The sequence below is a fragment of the Alkalicoccobacillus murimartini genome, assembly GCF_030813245.1.
GTDB lineage: Bacteria > Bacillota > Bacilli > Bacillales > Bacillaceae_D > Alkalicoccobacillus > Alkalicoccobacillus murimartini.
The window spans coordinates 334,033-353,627 of the sequence record NZ_JAUSUA010000002.1 but is presented as its reverse complement, the minus strand read 5'-3'; the positions used below and the strand labels follow the sequence as shown (position 1 = coordinate 353,627).

The following is a 19,595-nucleotide window of genomic DNA, read 5'->3' as shown; positions in this document are numbered from 1 at the left end:
TTCATATTTATGTGGTAAGAGCGTTTTCATATCTAGCATTATTTCTTCATTCGAGTAACAGCTAATCTGGATTGATTCACTTTGCTAATCAGCTGATCTCCTCCCAAGGAAACGATCCTTGTATATAACGTATCAATTAAAGCGAGCTGAACAATACGTGAAACCATCGCATCCGAGCGTTGATTCGTTTCGGCAGCTTGAGTTAATAGCAAGTAATTTGCCATGCTTGCTAGAGTTGTGTTGCGATTAGATGTAATGACGATTACCTGTGCTCCATTGCTTTTGGCAATATCTATTACATCAATAATGTCAACGGTTTCACCGGAGTGAGAAATAGCAATGACGACATCTTGTTCATTCATATGGCTTGCGTAAATGGCTTGATAATGTGGATCCTTAACAGAAAGAATCGTTTCACCTAAACGCATAAATTTATGCGCGCCATCCTCTGCAATCGTTCCTGAAAGTCCCTGACCAAAGAAGTAAAGTCGTTTAGCCTTTTGCAACGCGAATACTGCTTGTTCTATGGTCGTTACATTTAATGTATCTTTTGTCATTGAGAGCGCAGATGAAATCTGATCTGATATTTTTTCGAAAACCACATCGGCTTGGTCTCCAATCTGAATGTCATGGCTGTCTGTTGAGGTTGATTTGGACTCAGCTAGCTCTTGGGCTAGGGCAACCTTTAATTCTTGATAGCTTGCGTACCCAAGCTTACGATATAACCTGACAACACTCGGCTCGCTTACCTGACTTAAGAGTGATAACTCATTCATCGACAGTAAGAAAGGTTTATCGTGTTGATTCAGTTGATTAATAATCTTTTGTTCAGATGCTGTAATGGAATTTTTTTTCTGTTCTATACGTTGCTGAAAACTGGACAACGATTAACCACCTCCATGTTCGTAGTAATATTACTACATGACAAACGCTTACACAAGAGTTTTTATTTGTTTTACTACATAAATCAGGTTGAAAATTGTCGAATATAGCGTTATTATAGTGATTAATGTAATAAAACTACATTTACGGAGGGGTTTTATGTTTGTTTCAACAAAGGACTTATTAACTCAAGCGGAAAAAGATAACGTAGCCATTGCAGCATTTAATTGTTACAATGCGGAAACGGTTCAAGCAGCTATACAAGCAGCAGAACGAGTCAATCAAGGGGTATTAATTGCTTACGGAGAACGGTATAAAGACTACATGAACTTGGAAGCGTTTGCGGCATTTACAATCAAATATGCTGAGTTAGCAAGTGTTCCAGTAGCTCTTCACTTAGATCACAGCTATGAAATTGACACAATTAAACGAGCAATTGATGCTGGATTTTCGTCTGTTATGTTTGATGGATCACCCCATTCATTAGAAGAGAACATTAGGCTTACGAGAGAAGTAGTTGAGCTGGCTCATGCTAAGGGCGTGTATGTTGAGGCCGAAATTGGTTCAATGGAAAAAGGGGACTTCTCTGATGAAGAAGAAGGGGATGGTCGATTAACTGATCCGGATGAAGCTGTTCAGTTTGTAAAAGAAACCGGTGTAGATTTTCTTGCCGCTTCAATCGGAACGGTTCATGGTATGTACAAAGGGGAGCCGAAGCTTCAGTTAGAGCTTCTAGAGGAGATTTCAAGGAAGATTGAAATTCCACTCGTTTTACATGGCGGATCTGGAACTCCAGAGGACCAAGTCCTTCAAGCAATTAATCGTGGGATTAGAAAGATTAATGTGAATACAGAAATCTCACTTACAGCCGTTCAAGCAATTGCGGATGTAGTCAAGAAAGATGCAAATGCACACTTAAGTACTGTAATGACAGAAGCCCAAAAGCAAATGGTCTCACATATGGAGAAGGTCATTCGAACCTATCAAAACAATTGAACGAGTTACAAAAAAAACGAAGTGGCTTGATAGCCGCTTCGTTTTTTATATAGATCTACAATAAAAAAGCTAAAACAATCACAATTAAAATGGCGATTGGCACAAGAACTAGATACATCCACGAAAGGTTAGTGAAGCTTTTTTCACTACTATACGAGTGATCCGTAACATTTATATAAATTAAGGTAATCACTAAGCCTGCTAAGCAAATGAAGCCAGTAAAAACGAGTAGAAAAACCATGATGCCTCCTTGGTGACCATACTATGTTAACTATAATAGAAATAAAGCTTTTCTGTAAGCGCTTAATTATTTTGTTTAAGTATTGACACATTCGCTTCACTACGATTATTATAAATATAATATCTGATATATCAGATTCATTAGATCGATTGAGAGGGGGTTCGCTTTCTTAGTACATGCAGCAAGTGCGAAGTTGACAGGGATAGGCTACGTCTATAGTATTTGATATATCAGATATCTATGGAGGAGCACCTATGAAAAAGCAACCGCATGCACAGGATTTTTTTAGTTCTGGAATAGAAAGTGTAAAATCCTTACGTGAGATCGCCGTAGAAAAGATCAAAGAAGCCATAGTGAGTGGATATTTCTTACCTGGAGATCATTTAAAAGAAAGAGAGCTTTCACAGCTTATGGGTATTAGTACTACACCTATTAAAGAGGCATTCCGTATTCTTGGCAACGAAGGGTTTGTCAAAACCGTTGCACGTAAGGGGACGTACGTATCTGAATATGCCAATACATCGATTGAAGAAATTCTATTACTTCGAGCATCAATAGAAGGACTTTGCTGTCGATTAGCTGCAATGAAAATGTCAGAGTCGGATTTAGAATTATTAGAAAAACAAGTAGAAAAGATGCAACTACTAAAAGAAGAAAATAATACAGAGGCATTGGTAGAGCAAAATTCAGCCTTTCACGAAATGATTGTTCAACATGCCGAGAATGCAATGATTAAGAATATTTTAGATAATGTGAAGGCATTCGACCATGCTTTCAGAAAAAGAGCTCTTTCATTTAATAAAGAAGTCATTGAAGGTTACGTAGAGCATGAAGCCATTTTTGAAGCAATAAAAAATAGAGATCCAGATCAAGCAGAACAATTAATGAAACAGCATATCTTGCGAACGACAGAATTTATTTTATCGACACAGAAGGATTGATAGAGGTGCACGCCTCTACTCAACAAGAAAATGACAGCGCATTCATTAAAGGAGGAAAATGATGGATTATCAACTTTTTGCAAAAAAGTTAGAAACAATATCGGCCATTCCTATTACTGCTTTTCATGATGACCTAAGTGTGAATTGGGAAGGTGTTAAAGAGAATATTAATTACTTAATTGAGCATGAGCTAGAGGTCGTTGTACCTTGTGGAAACACAAGTGAATTCTATGCTTTATCTATTGAAGAAGCAAAAGAAGAGATTAGAAGAGTTGTAGAGTATGTAAATGGCAGAGCACTTGTTGTCGCAGGGATTGGATATGCTGTGCCAACCGCTGTAGAGCTTGGGAACTATGCAAAAGAAGCAGGGGCAGATGCTGTCATGATCCATATGCCGGTTCACCCTTATATTACATCTAACGGAGCTACTCAGTATTTCAAATCAATTATTGAGCAAGTAGACCTCCCAGCTCTTGTTTATTTTAAAGATCCTAATGTATCAGATGATGTCTTGAAAGAACTAGCTCCTTTAGAAAAATTGGTAGGTGTTAAATACGCCATTAATGATCTGCCGCGTTTTACCAAACTTGTACGAGAAGTTCCTACTTCTCATAACATTGCGTGGATTTGTGGAACAGCAGAAAAATGGGCTCCTTATTATTGGAATGCAGGGGCAGTAGGTTTTACATCCGGGCTAGTGAATATCTTACCGAGTAAATCATTTGAGCTACTTGAAGCCCTACGAGCAAACGATCACAAGACCTCGTGGGATGTGTGGGAATACGTTCTACCATTCGAAGAGTTACGTGCCAAGTACAACAATGGCAATAATGTAGTGGTGATTAAGGAAGCGATGGAAGCTGTTGGCTTAACAGCAGGTAAAACACGTGAACCTGTAGCTGCTTTAAATGAAGCTGATCATGCAGAAGTAGAAGCCTTACTTGAAACATGGGGACTTAAAACAACACAAAACTTGTAGAAGGACGGTGTAGAGAATGGCAGATGCAGTGAAATTCGGAAATTATATTAATGGTGAGTGGGTAGATGGTTCTTCAGGAGATGTGGGAGAAAGTCTGAATCCAGCACATTCAAAAGAAGTAGTTGGGACGTTTCAGAAATCAACAGCACAAGATGTAGATTCAGCTATCCAAGCCGCAACAGAGGCACAAAAGCTATGGCGCAAAGAAACAGGTGCTACTCGTGGGAGCTTCTTATATAAAGTGGCTGATATCTTAGAATCAAGAATTGATGATGTAGCGGCAACGATGACGAAGGAAATGGGTAAAACCCTTCCAGAAGCAAAAGGAGAAACGGCTAGAGGTGTCGCTATTCTTAGGTATTATGCGGGAGAAGGCTTAAGAAAAACAGGAGATGTTATTCCTTCAACAGATCCAGGTGCGTTTATGTATACAACAAGAAAACCTCTTGGTGTGGTTGGCGTCATTACACCTTGGAACTTTCCAGTTGCTATTCCTATTTGGAAGATGGCACCGGCACTTATATACGGAAATGCAGTGGTATTAAAGCCAGCGTCCGAAGCGTCTATAACAGCTGCCAAAGTAATCGAATGTTTTGCTGAAGCTGGATTTCCAAAGGGTGTTGTTAACTTCATAACTGGATCTGGTTCGGTTATAGGTCAAGGGTTGGCGGATCATACACATGTTGATGGAATTACCTTTACAGGATCTGATGGTGTGGGTCAACAGGTTGGTCAAGCCGTACTCGCTCGAGGTGGAAAATATCAACTTGAGATGGGTGGGAAAAACCCGGTCATTGTGGCTGACGATGCGGATTTAGACTTGGCCGTTGAAGCAACAATTAGCGGTGGACTAAAATCGACGGGGCAAAAATGTACAGCAACAAGCCGCGTCATTGTTGATCAGGCTATCTATGAAGAGTTTAAAGAAAAGCTTGTGTCTAAAGTGAGTGAGCTGAAGGTAGGAGATGGTCTTGATGCAGATAGCTGGATGGGACCAAGTGTAAGTGCAAGTCAGTTAGATACCGTTCTTTCTTACATTAACAAAGGAAAAGAAGAAGGAGCCAAACTCATTTTTGGAGGCCGCCGCTTAGAAGAAGATGGATTGGCTGATGGTTATTATGTAGAGCCTGCAATCTTTGATGAGGTTGACACCAAGATGAGCATTGCACAGGAAGAAATCTTTGGTCCAGTCTTGGCTTTAATCAAGGTAGATGGTTTAGAGGAAGCGATTGAAGTCGCAAATGATACGAAATTTGGTTTAAGTGCGTCCATTTTCACTAAGAATATCGCGCGTATGATGACCTTTATAGAAGAAGTGGATGCAGGATTAGTTCGAGTGAATGCTGAGAGCGCAGGTGTTGAATTACAGGCACCGTTTGGTGGAATGAAGCAGTCTAGCTCGCATTCCCGTGAACAAGGAACAGCTGCTATTGAGTTCTTTACAGAAGTAAAAACAGTCTTTATCAAAGGATAATCATAAGGGGGAAAAGAGATGAAGATTTCAAAAGTAAAGTTAACGGCAGTAGGTGTTCCACGACACACTGGTTTTGTGAATAAGCATGTTATTGTCCAGCTTGAAACGGATGAAGGAGCGGTGGGAATCGGCGAAATGTCCGATTTCTCACATCTTCCACGCTATTCAGTAGACATGAAGGACCTAGAGGCGACTCTTGATTCTATTCTTATTGGAAAGAACCCGTTTGATACAGCCGATATCAATCGCGAATTGGATCTGAATTTTCCACAAGCTCTTTATTATTATGAAAAAGGCAGCTTCATCCGGAATGGAGTAGACACAGCTTTGTATGATGTGTGCTCAAAATTCCTTGGTGTCTCTATGTCTGATTTGTTAGGCGGACGTCAACGAGAGAAATTTAAAGTCTGCTATCCGATCTTCCGCCATCGTTTCATAGATGAAGTAGAAGAAAATATCGAAGTTGTGAGAGGCAGACTTGAACAGGGCTTTGATACGTTCCGCTTGTATGTAGGAAAGAATGTCGATGCAGATGAAGCCTTTTTAGACCGAGTTTATTCTGAATTTGGTGACAAGGTGACGATTAAATCGTTGGATTTCAGTCACTTGCTAGATTGGAAGGATGCGCTTAGAGCAACAAGACGTTTAGCTAAATATCGTTTTGAATTGGTTGAGAGTCCAGCATATTGGAATGACTTTGAAGGGTTAAACCATTTCCGTTTGCAGTGTGAGTTTCCGATTAGTGAGCATGTTTGGAGCCCAAGGCAGCAGTATGAAATGATCAAAAAGGACTCTGTTGATATATTTAATATCGCTCCTGTTTTCATCGGCGGTCTTACTGCAGCAAGAAAAGCCGCGTATGCAGCAGAAGTGGCTGGAAAAAGTGTGCTCATCGGAACGACTCAGGAACTATCAATTGGGACATCGGCCATGGCTCATTTTGGAAGCGCCTTGCCTCATTTAAATTACACATCCGATCCAACTGGACCAGAACTGTACATTGATGATATCGTGACTCAAAAAATCAGTTATGAAAACGGTTACCTCAGATTACCTGATCGCAACATTGCTGGAATTGGTGTTGATCTTGATTGGAATAAGATCGAAAAATACCGTGTACCTGACTTAAGCTGGGGAGATGTTTCTGTACATCAGCTTCAGGATCGAACGTCCCAAACGAGAGGATAGGGAGGGAAGCTCATGCGGAAGAAAGGGAAGATGGCAGCGGTTGGGATGGTTCTTCTATTTCTCGCTGCCTGTTCCTCTTCAGAAGGGAAACAGGCAACTGTCACAGATATAGAAGCCTATCCAAATCAAACGATAGAGATCTATGTTCCAGCGAGCCCAGGTGGTCAGACCGATACAGCAGCAAGAGTGATGGCCAAACACTTACCTAAGTACCTCGGAGCCAATATTGTCATCGTAAATCAAGCTACAGCCGGCGGTGCATTAGCATTTGAAAATGTTCGCTCTTCAGATAAAACGGGCTATAACTTACTCTTTCATCACCAAGCTCTTCATACGGGTCACGCTGTTCGTCAGCTTGAGCACAATACAAATGAATTAACCGCGATTGGCACCTACTCCTCTGTAAATCAAGTCTTTGTAGTAAGCGCAAATTCCCCCTTTGATACACTTGATGATTTAGTGGAGTTTGCTAAGGAGAATCCTAATGAAGTGATTTACGGCTCTCAAATTGGAGGGACGACTCACTTTATGGGTGAGCTATTAGGAATTGAAACAGATACAGATATCAAGATTTTGGATGTAGGAAGTGAGTCAGATCGTATGACGGGTCTATTAGGTGGTCAGATTGATTTGGCGGTTACTGGGGTTGGAAATGTTTTAAGTTATATCGAATCTGGTGACTTTAAAGCGCTTGGTGTACTATCCGAAGAACGAGATGAGCTTGCTCCAGAGCTTGAGACAACAGTTGAGCAAGGTTATGATGTTCAATTCCCTATTGTTCACTCTCTATATGGACCTCCAGACATGCCAGAAGAGATTGTCCAAATGTGGAATGAAGCAACGGAAAAGCTTGCCGAGGATGAAGCTTATAATGAAGAATTACAGAAAACGTTTCAACAGCATACGTTAATGGACGCTGAAGAAACCACTGTTTTCTCACAAGAAGAAATGGAGAAAGCTCAGCTTATTGCAGATGAACTGTTTTCTGATATCCAGTGATAAGGCGGGATAGGTATGAATGTAACACAAGAACGAGTGATGGGAATCGTGATTGCGATACTCGGTCTGCTGATGTTTTTGAATACGTTAACCATGTCTTTTATGATGCTTGCCGATGATCCAGGTCCTACCTTGCTTCCAAGGGTTGTTTCCATTGCTTTAATGGCATGCGGACTAGGCTTAGTTTTCTACAAAGGTAAGGGCGCAAAACCAGTTACATTCTCGTTGAACAAAAATAGCAAGCGTATGGTTGTAAGTTTCATTGCATTGGTTCTTTATGCCCTGCTGTTTAACGTTCTAGGGTATTTGATTAGTACCTTTTTGTTTCTAAGCTTTTTAACATGGTATCTTACAGATCAGAAAAGCAAAGCTACAATTTGGAAAAGTGTAACCAATGGAATAGTTGTAACCGCTATCATTTATGTGGTGTTCTCACAACTACTGAATGTGATCTTACCAGCTGGGCTTCTATAAAGGAGGGGCAAAATGGATGTTTTAGTACAAAGTTTAAATGAAGCATTAACTCCTTTTGTCATCCTACTTATGGCGCTTGGCGTTTTGGTTGGATTGATATTTGGAACTGTACCAGGATTAACCGCAACGATGGGGATGGCTTTATTTGTTCCTTTTACCTTTGGTATGGACCCTGTACCCGGAATTGCCTTTCTCATTTGTTTGCATTTAGGAGGGGTTTCAGGTGGTCTGGTTGCGTCGACATTGCTTGGAATTCCCGGAACACCATCGTCTATCGCCACTACATTTGATGCCTATCCTATGTCAAAGAATGGGGAGCCGCTGCGTGCACTTGGTATAGGTGTTATCGCCTCATTAGTTGGTGGTGCTTTAAGCTTTATCGCGCTTGTCACCATTTCACCTGTAATCTCTCGTCTTGCCGTACAAATGGGGCCATTTGAATTTTTTGCGCTGATTTTCTTTGCATTATCTCTTGTTGCTGTCTTAGCAAAGGGGAGTATGTTAAAAGGGATTACGGCCGGTTTTTTAGGACTAGCTGCTGGTTTAGTAGGGTTCGCACCTATTGATGGATTGCAACGTTATACAGTAGGTATTCTTGAGTTAAAAGGTGGATTTGAATTATTACCGCTTATTATGGGGCTGTTTGCTATCTCTCAGATCTTAATTGAAATTCTTGGGGATTCTAAGAGCCAAAAAATTGATCTGAAGGCAAAAGGATTTGCTTTCTCGCTAGTGGAAATCATTAAGAATGGGTGGAACTTATTACGCTCCTCCCTCATAGGAATTGCCTTCGGGATCTTGCCTGGCTTGGGCAGTGGAACCTCTAATTTAGTAGCTTATGCTCAAGCGAAGCAGGCATCGAAATCATCAGAACGGTTTGGAAAAGGGGCTCCAGAAGGCATCTATGCTTCCGAGTCTGCCAATACAGCAAGTGTCGGTGGGTCACTTATTCCAATGTTATCATTAGGGATTCCAGGAGATACGGTTACGGCTATCCTTTTAGGTGGATTTATGGTTCATGGTCTTCAGCCAGGTCCGTTGTTTTTTACTAGTAATCCTCATATTGTGAATGTCGTATTTATCGCTTTCTTTGTGGCTATGATCTTTGTATTTCTTTTTCAATTATTTGGTATGAAATTATTTACACGCGTATTAACTGTTCCTAAGCAGTACCTATTTCCAGTTATTTTTGTGTTGACGGTTGTGGGTGCCTATACGACAAACAGTTCAATTTTTGATATTTGGGTTATGATTCTGTTTGGGGTCGTTGGATTCTTTTTAGTACGGAATGGATTTCCTATTGCTCCAATGATATTAGGGTTTATCCTTGGACCCTTACTTGAAACCTATATGCGTAGAGCCTTAATGACCTCAGGTAACGCTGTTGATTTCTTTACAAATCCTATTTCAGCGCTCTTTATTCTAGCTGGGGTGGCTTGTGTAGCATTTACATTAAGAAGTGAGATCAAAGAGAAGAAAACTAGAAATGATGATCACTCACTGAACCTATGACAACCTCTAGCCAGAGGTTGTTTTTTTAGTGTTGTAGGAAAGTGAAGTGCGATGATCCTTCCAACCAGTGATACATTCAAACAGAAAAAATAGAGCTTACAAGCCGGTATAAGTTCATTAAAACAAACATAATATCTGATGATAGAGCTTGTTTCCGGATCGCTTTGTCGAAATTTATTTATGTTTCGTTATTGTAATTTTTGTTTGATGGATTTATATTAGTTGTACGTACTAGTTTGGTAATGAATCGATTCATTCAATGATGGAAGTAAATATGTCCGCATAAATGATAGCGCTATCATTTGTTAGGCAGCCATTTGAGGGGGATGAGTTTGTGAAAAAGCTAGGATTGTTAGGGATGGCTATGATTACTGGTGTCGTATTGGTGGCATGTTCAGAGGGAAGTTCAGGTGGTGAAGGAGGAGAGGAGACAACAGTTGGTATCTCAATGCCTACTCAATCATCAGAGCGATGGATTGCAGATGGGGATAATATGGTCTCCTATTTTGAAGATCTGGGATATAAGGCGGAGCTTCAATATGCTGAGGATGTTGTAGAAAATCAGATCTCACAAATTGAAAATATGATTACAGTGGGCGTTGATGCACTTGTTATTGCAGCCGTTGATGGTGAAGCGTTAACCAGTGTGCTGGAAAGTGCGAATGCAGAGGGGATTCCTGTCATCTCTTATGATCGCTTAATCATGAATTCTGAACATGTCGATTACTACGCAACGTTCGATAATTTTGAAGTAGGGGTTTTGCAAGGACAATACATTATAGATCAACTAGATCTAGAAAATGAAGAGGGCCCATTCAATATTGAGCTATTTGCCGGCTCGCCAGACGACAACAATGCTCATTTCTTTTTTAATGGTGCGATGTCTGTGCTGCAGCCTTATTTAGATGAAGGCAAGCTTGTTGTAGGTAGTGGACAGACAGACTTTAACCAAATTTCAATTCTTCGTTGGGATGGTGCCACTGCACAAAGCCGAATGGATAATCTATTAAGCTCGAATTATGGAGGTGGCGAGGAGTTAGATGCAGTCCTTGCACCAGCTGATCTATTGAGTATTGGTGTGCTTGCTTCCTTAAAAAGCGTAGGCTATACGGCTGAGGATATGCCAATTATTACAGGTCAAGATGCAGATGTTCCGTCTGTAAATGCCATCGTTGCGGGAGAGCAAGCCATGACAGTCTTTAAGGATACAAGAGTTCTTGCTGAAAAGGCCGTTGAAATGACGGAATCTGTGCTTAATGATGAAGAACCGGAAGTCAATGATACCGAGACATACGATAATAATGTCAAAGTTGTTCCTTCCTTTTTAGAAACACCTGTTGTTGTTGATGTTGATAACTATGAAGAATTGCTTATTGATAGTGGTTACTACACAGAAGATCAGCTTAACTAACATCAACTCGTAGAGCGGTCCATTTCATCTGACTAAATGGACCGTGCTTCTAAAAAGGGAGAGAAAGGCCATGGCAGACATTCTTCTAGATATGAAGAACATAACAAAGCAGTTTCCTGGTGTGAAAGCTCTCGATCGTGTCAATTTACAAGTGAAACAAGGCGAAATTCATGCGCTTTGTGGTGAAAATGGAGCAGGTAAATCAACGCTTATGAAGGTATTAAGTGGAGTATATGAGTACGGGAGCTATGAGGGTGAAATCTATTTTCATCAGGAACTCTGTATGTTTAAAGATGTTAAGCAAAGTGAGGAAAAAGGAATTGCTATAATCCATCAAGAGCTTGCGCTAATCCCGGAATTAACGATCTCAGAAAACATATTCCTCGGTCATGAACGTGGTCGTTTTGGCATTGTAGATTGGGATGAGACAACAAAGGTAGCTGAGAGACTCCTAAAAAAAGTGAATCTGTCCGAGTCCGTTCAGTCAAAAATCAAGCATATTGGTGTCGGCAAACAGCAACTTGTTGAAATTGCTAAAGCTCTTGCAAAAAATGTAAAGCTTCTGATTCTTGATGAGCCGACCGCTTCCTTAAACGAAACGGACAGTCAGAACCTATTAAACCTGCTAATTGAGTTAAAGCAAGAAGGCATTACCTCTATTATCATCTCTCATAAACTAAATGAGATTAAACAAGTAGCGGACGAAGTCACGATCATTCGTGATGGACAGACCATTGAAACATTAGATGTTAAAGCAGAAGAGGTCACGGAAGACAGAATTATTAAAGGAATGGTTGGCCGCAGCCTTTCGAATCGATTCCCGGATTATGAGACCAAGCCTGGCGAAACGATTCTTCAAATCAAGAATTGGAATGTCTATCATCCTATTCAAAGAGACCGACAGATTATTTATGATGCCGCACTGCACGTGAAAAAAGGTGAAATTGTTGGGATTGCCGGACTCATGGGAGCGGGGCGTACGGAGCTTGCAATGAGTATGTTTGGTGGTGCGTATGGGTCAAAGATAAGTGGAAGTCTCACTTTGAATGGTAACGATACCTCATTCTCATCCGTCAGTGATGCGATTAAATCAGGTTTGGCTTATGCAACGGAAGATCGAAAATCGTATGGACTAATTTTAATGAACGATGTGAAAGAAAATATCTCCTTAGCAAGTTTAAATAAATTGTCGAGTCAATCAATTATCCGTGAAGTAGATGAAGTAAAAGTAGCAGAAGAATTTCGAAAGAAAATGAGAATAAAAACGCCGACAATTCAGCAGGAAACGGGAAATTTAAGTGGAGGAAATCAACAAAAAGTAGTCTTGAGCAAGTGGATTTTCTCAGATCCAGATGTCTTAATTCTTGATGAACCGACCAGAGGAATTGATGTAGGGGCAAAATATGAAATCTACACAATTATTCAAGAGTTAGCGGAAAAAGGCAAAGGGATCATCATGATTTCTTCAGAGCTGCCCGAATTAATCGGTATGTGCAGCCGTGTGTACGCGATGAATAAAGGCCATATAACAGGAGAGGTACAGGGTGACTCGTTGAATCAAGAAGATTTAATGAGATTGATGACGAAGGAGGTGGCAACTCGTGAAGACATTTCTTACAATCGTCCAAAATAATATTAGGCAGTATAGTATGACCTTTGCTTTGCTTTTAATCATGCTCTTGTTTCAAGTCTTAACAGATGGCGTATTATTACAGCCTCTTAATATTACTAATCTCATTTTACAGAATAGTTACATCCTGATCCTTGCTATTGGAATGGTTCTAGTGATTATTACGGGGCACATAGATTTATCGGTAGGGTCCATCGCGGCTTTTATTGGAGCCTTGTCCGCCATTCTTATGATTCAGATGAATATGGATCCATTTTTCACTGTTGTTCTTTGTTTGTTAATGGGAGCAATCGTTGGGGCATGGCAAGGCTTTTGGGTAGCGTATGTGAAGATCCCAGCCTTTATTGTCACACTTGCTGGCATGCTGATCTTCCGGGGTATTACGCTGATTATGCTTCAAGGGCAGTCTATTGCTCCATTTCCACCAGCTTTTCAGCAACTTAGCGCAGGATTTTTGCCAGACGTGTTTAATGGTGACGCCATTCATTTGTTTTCTCTAGTCATTGGGATTGTGCTTATTGTCAGTTTAGTATTGTTAGAACTACGAGCTAGAAGAAAACAAATCAAAAATGGTTTTGACCCACTTCCTAAGACACTATTCTTCTTAAAGATTGCAGGGATGGTAGCTGTAATCGGGGCTTTTACGTATATTCTAGCGGATTACCGTGGTATTCCTAATATCCTGATCTTACTTATTATCCTCATTGCTTTCTATTCATTTGTGATGAAGAAGACCGTGATTGGACGCCACATTTATGCGGTGGGGGGAAATGAAAAAGCAGCTTCCCTATCTGGTATTAAAACAAAACGAGTAACCTTTATGGTGTTTGTCAATATGGGTGTTCTAGCGGCTTTATCTGGCCTAATCTTTGCAGCTCGTTTGAATGCTGCCACTCCTCGTGCAGGGAATCTATTTGAACTCGATGCCATTGCAGCGAGTTTCATAGGTGGAGCTTCGGCTTATGGAGGTGTGGGTTCCATTATTGGAGCTGTTATAGGTGGATTGGTCATGGGAGTAATGAACAATGGAATGTCTATTCTTGGTTTAGGTATTGATTGGCAGCAAGCGATCAAAGGACTTGTTCTGCTTGCCGCAGTAGCTTTCGACATTATGAATAAGAAGCGATCTTAATCGCTTCTTATTGCACTAACTTATACGTATAACAAAGTGAAGGAGGATAAATATGCTGAATGAATTAAAGGAACAAGTATTAGAAGCAAACTTAGCACTGCCTAAACACGGTATGGTGACCTTCACATGGGGCAATGTCAGTGGCATTGACCGTGAAAGTGGTCTGGTTGTCATTAAGCCGAGTGGTGTTGAATATGACGTGTTAACGAAAGAGGATCTAGTGGTTGTGGATTTATCAGGCAATGTGGTGGAGGGTGATTTAAATCCTTCATCTGATACGCCAACTCATGTAGTCCTTTATCGAGCGTTTCCTGAGATCGGTGGCATTGTGCATACCCATTCTCCGCATGCAACAAGCTGGGCTCAAGCAGGAAAAGGAATTCCGGCTTTCGGAACCACTCATGCTGATTATTTTTATGGGGAAATCCCGTGTACACGGCCAATGACGGCAAAGGAGATTCAAGGAGCTTATGAGGCAGAGACTGGTCACGTCATAGTAGAAACGTTTGAAGAAAATCGTTATGACCATGTACCAGGTGTCTTAGTTTATGCTCACGCACCGTTCGCTTGGGGCAAAGATGCAATGGAGGCTTTGCATAATGCAGTCGTGCTTGAAGAAACGGCAAAAATGGCTACGTCTACGATTGCCATTAATCCACAAGCGGGCAGTATGCAACAGGAATTGTTGGATAAGCACTTTCTACGGAAGCACGGGAAGCATGCTTATTATGGTCAGCAAAAATAAAGGAGGGTATTAAATGAGTACGTATACGATTGGATTGGATTATGGAACAGAGTCGGGACGAGCTGTACTAGTTGACATAAAAGATGGTACAGAGGTTAGTGAGCATGTAACACCTTATAGGCATGGTGTCATAGATCAAACCCTTCCGCATTCAGGTCAAAAGCTTGAGGCGGAATGGGCACTGCAGCATCCTCAGGATTACATCGAGGTGTTAACAACATCTGTTCCAGCGGTGTTAAAGCAGTCTGGTGTGAAGGCGGAGGATGTTATCGGGGTAGCGATTGATTTTACCGCATGCACGATGTTGCCGGTAGATGAACGAGGTACACCGCTTTGCTTCAATGAAGAGCTGAAGGACCAACCACATAGCTGGTTAAAGCTCTGGAAACACCACGCTGCACAGGATGAAGCCAATGAAATTAACCGAATTGCAGAAGAACGTGGCGAAGCATTTTTGAAACGATATGGTGGAAAGATTTCATCTGAGTGGATGATTGCAAAGATCTGGCAGATTTTGAATGAAGATCCGGCCATGTATGAACGTACGGATCTTTTTTTGGAAGCAACAGACTGGGTCATTGCACAGATGACTGGAACAATCCTGCGGAATAGCTGTACAGCAGGATATAAATCCATTTGGCATAAACAAGATGGTTATCCAAGTGAGGCATTTTTCAAAGCATTAGATCCAAGGTTAGAGAAACTGACATCAACGAAACTCAGAGGTGACATCGTACCGCTTGGAACAAAGGCCGGTGGGTTAACCGAAGAAATGGCAAAGCAGATGGGACTTATGCCTGGAACGGCTGTTGCGGTAGGCAACGTGGATGCTCATGCAGCCGCACCTGGAGTAGGAGTTGTCACACCTGGCAAGCTAGTGATGGCTATGGGCACGTCCATCTGTCATGTAGTTCTTGGTGAAAAAGAAACCGAAGTTGAGGGAATGTGTGGTGTGGTTGAAGATGGCATCATCCCTGGTTACTTTGGGTACGAAGCCGGACAGTCAGCTGTAGGAGATATATTTGCTTGGTTTGTGAAGCATGGCGTTTCAAGTCAGGTGGAGAGTGAGGCGGCAAAAGCTCAATTAAACATCCACAGCTATCTAGAGGAGAAAGCGGCAGTCTATAATCCTGGTGAAACTGGACTTCTTGCTCTTGATTGGTGGAACGGCAATCGTTCAGTGCTTGTAGATACTGAGTTAAGTGGGGTCATTCTTGGTCTAACCCTCCACTCAAAGCCAGAGGAAATATACCGAGCTCTACTAGAAGCTACTGCCTTTGGTACAAAAAAGATCATTGATGCGTTTAACGATCATGGCATCCATATTGATGAAGTCTATGCTTGTGGCGGTCTACCACAGAAAAATAGATTACTTATGCAAATATATGCGGATGTAACCAATATTGAGATCAAGGTGAGTGCTGCTTCCCAAACACCTGCGTTAGGTGCAGCAATGTTCGCAGCTGTTGCAGCTGGATCAAGTTATGGCGGGTATGATTCGATAACGGATGCAGCCCAAGCAATGAGTCGTATTCAGGAAGAGACATTTAAACCAATCCAGGAAAATGTGGCAATCTACAAAGAATTGTACGAAGAGTATTCAACGCTCCACGACTATTTTGGACGCGGTGAAAATGATGTGATGAAGCGCCTGCGCCGTTTAAAAGCAGGCAAAGCCAGCATACAAACAACTTAATTATGGAGGGGTCAACAATGAAACAGCAGAAAACAGTGGAATATTGGTTTGTGACAGGTGGGCAACCATTATATGGAGAGGAAGCGATTCGTCAGGTTCAAGATCATTCACGTCAAATTGTCGCAGCTTTAAATAAAAGTGAAACGATTTCGTACACGATTCAGTTAAAGGAAGTAGCCACCACACCAGATGGAATTACAAGGCTTTGTGCCGATGCAAATGCTGATGAACAGTGTGCTGGATTAATCGCTTGGATGCACACCTTTTCGCCAGCTAAAATGTGGATAGGTGGATTAAGTCTTTTAAACAAACCACTCTTGCACCTTCACACACAATTTAATAGAGAGATTCCATGGGATTCAATTGATATGGACTTTATGAATTTAAATCAATCTGCACATGGTGACAGAGAGTTTGGCTTCATTGGTGCAAGAATGAAAATACCAAGAAAAGTAGTGGCAGGGTATTGGGCTGATGAACATGTTCAAGAGCGTATTGGAACGTGGATGGAAACAACTGCTGCTACAATCCAAGGTCAATCGATTCGTATTGCCCGTTTTGGTGACAATATGAATGAAGTGGCTGTCACTGAAGGGGATAAGGTCGAGGCGCAAATTAAATTTGGTTGGTCTACTCAAGGATATGGAATTGGTGACTTGGTGGAAGTTGTTCAAGGCGTATCCGAACAAGACGTTCGACAGCTATATGAGGAATACGAGCATCAATATACTATCGATTCTAAAGCCAACAAGCAGTCCATTCTTGAGCAAACACGAATTGAGTTGGGTCTAAAACGTTTCCTTGAAGAAGGTAAGTTTGGTGCATTCACAACGAACTTTGATACGTTACATGGGCTAGATCAACTTCCTGGATTAGCCGTACAGCGTTTAATGCAGCAAGGATACGGATTTGGTGGGGAAGGTGACTGGAAAACCGCTGCTCTGTTGCGCCTAATGAAAATGATGGCAAATGGAGAACAGACATCCTTTATGGAGGATTATACGTACCACTTTGAAAAAGGAAATGAGTTAATATTAGGCTCACATATGCTGGAGGTTTGTCCAACTATTTCAGCCGACAAACCAAAGATTGAAGTGCACCCACTATCCATTGGTGGCAAGTCAGATCCGGCACGAATGGTATTTGATAGTATCGAAGGGGAGGCTATAGTGGCTTCTATTATTCATTTAGGAGATCGATTCCGCCTTGTCATGAATGAGATTACAGCTGTTAAAGCTGAGCATCATACTCCTCATTTACCTGTTGCAAAGGTTTTATGGAAGCCAAAGCCATCTCTTGAGACCTCTGCAGAAGCATGGATACATGCTGGAGGCGCACATCATACGGTTCTCTCTTACAAGATAAAGCCAGAGCAAATGTTAGATTGGGCTAAGCTGGTTGGCATAGAAGCCGTGCTTATAAATAATGAGACTACCATTGCGAATGTTGAGAAAGAACTGAAATGGAATGACTTAGCCTATAAGCTAAGCCGTTAAGCTGAATTGTTCCGCTCATGAAAGTGTGGTAGCCTATTCGTATAAGTGTTCAGAGAATTGAGGTTATCCAGATGCAGACAAAATACAGCAAAATTATTGAAGTGGTGAAATCACGTATTTTAGATGGAACCTATATTCCTCACAAAAAAATAGGTTCTGAGAGCATGTTTATGAAGGAATTTGGAGTCAGCCGTCATACCGTTCGCATTGCTATAGGAGACTTGGTCAAGGACGGCTGGCTATATCGTTCCCAAGGATCAGGTACCTATTGTGCAGATCGTTCAACCGTAAATGGACAAACAAAACGTCGCAAAAACATCGCCATTATTACAACGTATATTTCAGATTATATCTTTCCCTTAATCATCCGTGGAGCCGAGCCGTATTTGGCTGAAAAAGGATATCAGGTTAGTCTGTATAGTACAAATAATAATGTCGAGACTGAAAAAAAGGTTCTTGAAAGCATTTTGTCACTTGAAGTAGATGCGGCTATCATTGAACCAACCAAAAGTGCACTCAACAATCCAAACATCAATTACTACTTTAGCTTGGAGCGCGCTAATATTCCTTATATCATGATTAATGCGTTTTATGATGAACTCGATCCACTTTGTCTAATCATGGACGATGAAAAAGGCGGCTACATGCAGACTGAACATTTAATTAAACAAGGGCACACAAACATCTTAGGCTTCTTCAAAACAGACGATAGACAAGGTGCCAAACGAAAAAAAGGCTACATTAAAGCACACCGAGCTTATCAGCTACCTATTCAACCGGAAAACATCATTGACTATGTTTCCGAAGATAAACAGCATAAGCCTAATCAAGAACTAGAAAGCATCCTTCAAGATCCAGATCGCAACCCAACGGCGATCGTAGCGTACAACGACCAATTGGTTATTAATTTGTTGGATGTGTTGCGTACGTATAAGATCAATGTGCCTGAAGACCTCTCTCTTGTAGGGTTTGATAATTCCTCCCTTGCAACAGTAACTGAAGTGAAGCTGACAACAGTAGATCATCCTAAACAACGGATGGGAGAGCAGGCGGCAGAAATGATTATTGGACTCATTGAAAATAGAAAAGGTCCACAACCAGAAGAATTCCAATCGATTATTTATGAGCCAAAACTAATCGAACGAACGTCGACTAAATCAATTTAGGTATAAAAGTCCGCAGGCTCCAGTTGCGGACTTTTTTTTGGTAGAAATAAGTAGAAAAAACCAGAATAGTAGATAAAGAGGTTTCAAACAGTAAAAAATAGTCTATAAGAGAAAAGTGAGGAAAATGTAAAAATATGATTAGTTGAGGTGAGAAGTATGTCTAGAAGATCATCAGGAAATCGACCAAGTAGAGGATCCAGTAGTAGTTCAAGCAGACGTTCATCTAGCAGTTCAAGCGCAAGTAGACGTCCTTCTTCCAAACGTCCGACTTCAAGCACAAGCCAGCGGATTAGTTCTGGAGGTAGCAAAAAGAGTTCGGGCGGTGGTTTTTTTGGTGGGAACCGCGGTTATAGAGGGAACCGAGATACTTACTACGGAGGTAACCGACGAGGCGGAGGCCTAGGCTGCGGATGCACAGTCATAGTCCTAGCTATTATAGCAGCGCTTGTGGTTGTCGCTTACTTTTATATTCAATCACAAAATTAATACAATAATGTCTTTTGCTATTATTAATCTTTATAGTTCAAGAGAAAGAAATAATTCACACAAAACCCCGTAAAGCAGATGTTGAACCCTTTGGGTAACATCTGCTTTACGGGGTTATTTATATGTGGTTTGTAGGAATCAACTTAT

General features: G+C 41.2%; 18 protein-coding genes. 16 read left to right on the top strand and 2 right to left on the bottom strand.

Translation table 11 applies throughout. From position 1 onward, the window contains the following. Positions 1 to 38 precede the first annotated feature (38 nt). Positions 39 to 884 (bottom strand): MurR/RpiR family transcriptional regulator, encoded by an 846-nt coding sequence (locus J2S05_RS08300; RefSeq protein ID WP_306981741.1) that lies wholly within the window; start codon positions 882 to 884, stop codon positions 39 to 41. Positions 885 to 1,041: 157 nt separating this feature from the next. Between J2S05_RS08300 and J2S05_RS08295 the strand changes: the two genes are divergently transcribed. Then, positions 1,042 to 1,878, top strand: coding sequence for a class II fructose-bisphosphate aldolase (locus J2S05_RS08295; protein ID WP_306981740.1), 837 nt, complete (start codon positions 1,042 to 1,044; stop codon positions 1,876 to 1,878). A gap of 55 nt (positions 1,879 to 1,933) precedes the next feature. Here the strand turns inward: J2S05_RS08295 and J2S05_RS08290 are convergent, their stop codons facing one another. Then, positions 1,934 to 2,119, bottom strand: a complete 186-nt coding sequence (locus J2S05_RS08290; protein ID WP_306981738.1) for a BshB3 potential contributor to bacillithiol synthesis — start codon at positions 2,117 to 2,119, stop codon at positions 1,934 to 1,936. A gap of 254 nt (positions 2,120 to 2,373) precedes the next feature. Here J2S05_RS08290 and J2S05_RS08285 point away from each other — a divergent pair, with 254 nt between their 5' ends. The 15 genes from J2S05_RS08285 (at position 2,374) to J2S05_RS08215 (ending at position 19,448) form a co-directional block, all read left to right on the top strand. Beyond that, the gene (locus J2S05_RS08285) at positions 2,374 to 3,060 is read left to right on the top strand and encodes a GntR family transcriptional regulator (protein ID WP_306981735.1); all 687 of its coding nucleotides are present in this window, start codon (positions 2,374 to 2,376) and stop codon (positions 3,058 to 3,060) included. A 61-nt stretch (positions 3,061 to 3,121) separates the two neighbouring features. After that, positions 3,122 to 4,039, top strand: coding sequence for a dihydrodipicolinate synthase family protein (locus tag J2S05_RS08280; RefSeq protein WP_306981734.1), 918 nt, complete (start codon positions 3,122 to 3,124; stop codon positions 4,037 to 4,039). Between the two features lie 16 nt (positions 4,040 to 4,055). Continuing rightward, positions 4,056 to 5,513 (top strand): alpha-ketoglutaric semialdehyde dehydrogenase GucD, encoded by a 1,458-nt coding sequence (gene gucD, locus J2S05_RS08275; protein WP_306981732.1) that lies wholly within the window; start codon positions 4,056 to 4,058, stop codon positions 5,511 to 5,513. Positions 5,514 to 5,531: 18 nt separating this feature from the next. Further along, positions 5,532 to 6,701 (top strand): mandelate racemase/muconate lactonizing enzyme family protein, encoded by a 1,170-nt coding sequence (locus J2S05_RS08270; RefSeq protein ID WP_306981731.1) that lies wholly within the window; start codon positions 5,532 to 5,534, stop codon positions 6,699 to 6,701. A 12-nt stretch (positions 6,702 to 6,713) separates the two neighbouring features. Continuing rightward, entirely contained in the window at positions 6,714 to 7,700 is a 987-nt protein-coding gene (locus tag J2S05_RS08265) for a tripartite tricarboxylate transporter substrate binding protein (protein WP_306981729.1), read from the top strand. Positions 7,701 to 7,715: 15 nt separating this feature from the next. Next, complete coding sequence (locus J2S05_RS08260) at positions 7,716 to 8,174, top strand: tripartite tricarboxylate transporter TctB family protein (RefSeq protein WP_306981727.1); 459 nt, start codon at positions 7,716 to 7,718, stop codon at positions 8,172 to 8,174. Between the two features lie 12 nt (positions 8,175 to 8,186). Further along, positions 8,187 to 9,686 (top strand): tripartite tricarboxylate transporter permease, encoded by a 1,500-nt coding sequence (locus J2S05_RS08255; protein WP_306981725.1) that lies wholly within the window; start codon positions 8,187 to 8,189, stop codon positions 9,684 to 9,686. Between the two features lie 334 nt (positions 9,687 to 10,020). Beyond that, positions 10,021 to 11,097: a multiple monosaccharide ABC transporter substrate-binding protein gene (chvE, locus tag J2S05_RS08250; RefSeq protein ID WP_306981723.1), complete on the top strand. Its 1,077-nt coding sequence runs from the start codon at positions 10,021 to 10,023 to the stop codon at positions 11,095 to 11,097. Positions 11,098 to 11,167: 70 nt separating this feature from the next. After that, the gene (gene mmsA / locus J2S05_RS08245) at positions 11,168 to 12,730 is read left to right on the top strand and encodes a multiple monosaccharide ABC transporter ATP-binding protein (protein WP_306981721.1); all 1,563 of its coding nucleotides are present in this window, start codon (positions 11,168 to 11,170) and stop codon (positions 12,728 to 12,730) included. 16 nt (positions 12,731 to 12,746) lie between these two features. After that, a complete protein-coding gene (mmsB, locus tag J2S05_RS08240) occupies positions 12,747 to 13,859 on the top strand; it encodes a multiple monosaccharide ABC transporter permease (RefSeq protein ID WP_370873633.1) in 1,113 nt (370 codons plus the stop codon). Positions 13,860 to 13,911: 52 nt separating this feature from the next. After that, the gene (araD, locus tag J2S05_RS08235; RefSeq protein ID WP_306981717.1) at positions 13,912 to 14,604 is read left to right on the top strand and encodes an L-ribulose-5-phosphate 4-epimerase; all 693 of its coding nucleotides are present in this window, start codon (positions 13,912 to 13,914) and stop codon (positions 14,602 to 14,604) included. A 13-nt stretch (positions 14,605 to 14,617) separates the two neighbouring features. After that, positions 14,618 to 16,300: a ribulokinase gene (locus tag J2S05_RS08230; protein ID WP_306981715.1), complete on the top strand. Its 1,683-nt coding sequence runs from the start codon at positions 14,618 to 14,620 to the stop codon at positions 16,298 to 16,300. Positions 16,301 to 16,317: 17 nt separating this feature from the next. Further along, on the top strand, positions 16,318 to 17,796 hold the full coding sequence (araA, locus tag J2S05_RS08225) for an L-arabinose isomerase (RefSeq protein ID WP_306981713.1): 1,479 nt from the start codon (positions 16,318 to 16,320) through the stop codon (positions 17,794 to 17,796). Positions 17,797 to 17,867: 71 nt separating this feature from the next. Further along, complete coding sequence (locus tag J2S05_RS08220) at positions 17,868 to 18,962, top strand: GntR family transcriptional regulator (RefSeq protein ID WP_306981711.1); 1,095 nt, start codon at positions 17,868 to 17,870, stop codon at positions 18,960 to 18,962. 156 nt (positions 18,963 to 19,118) lie between these two features. Beyond that, entirely contained in the window at positions 19,119 to 19,448 is a 330-nt protein-coding gene (locus J2S05_RS08215) for a hypothetical protein (RefSeq protein WP_306981710.1), read from the top strand. The last annotated feature ends 147 nt before the right edge of the window (positions 19,449 to 19,595 follow it).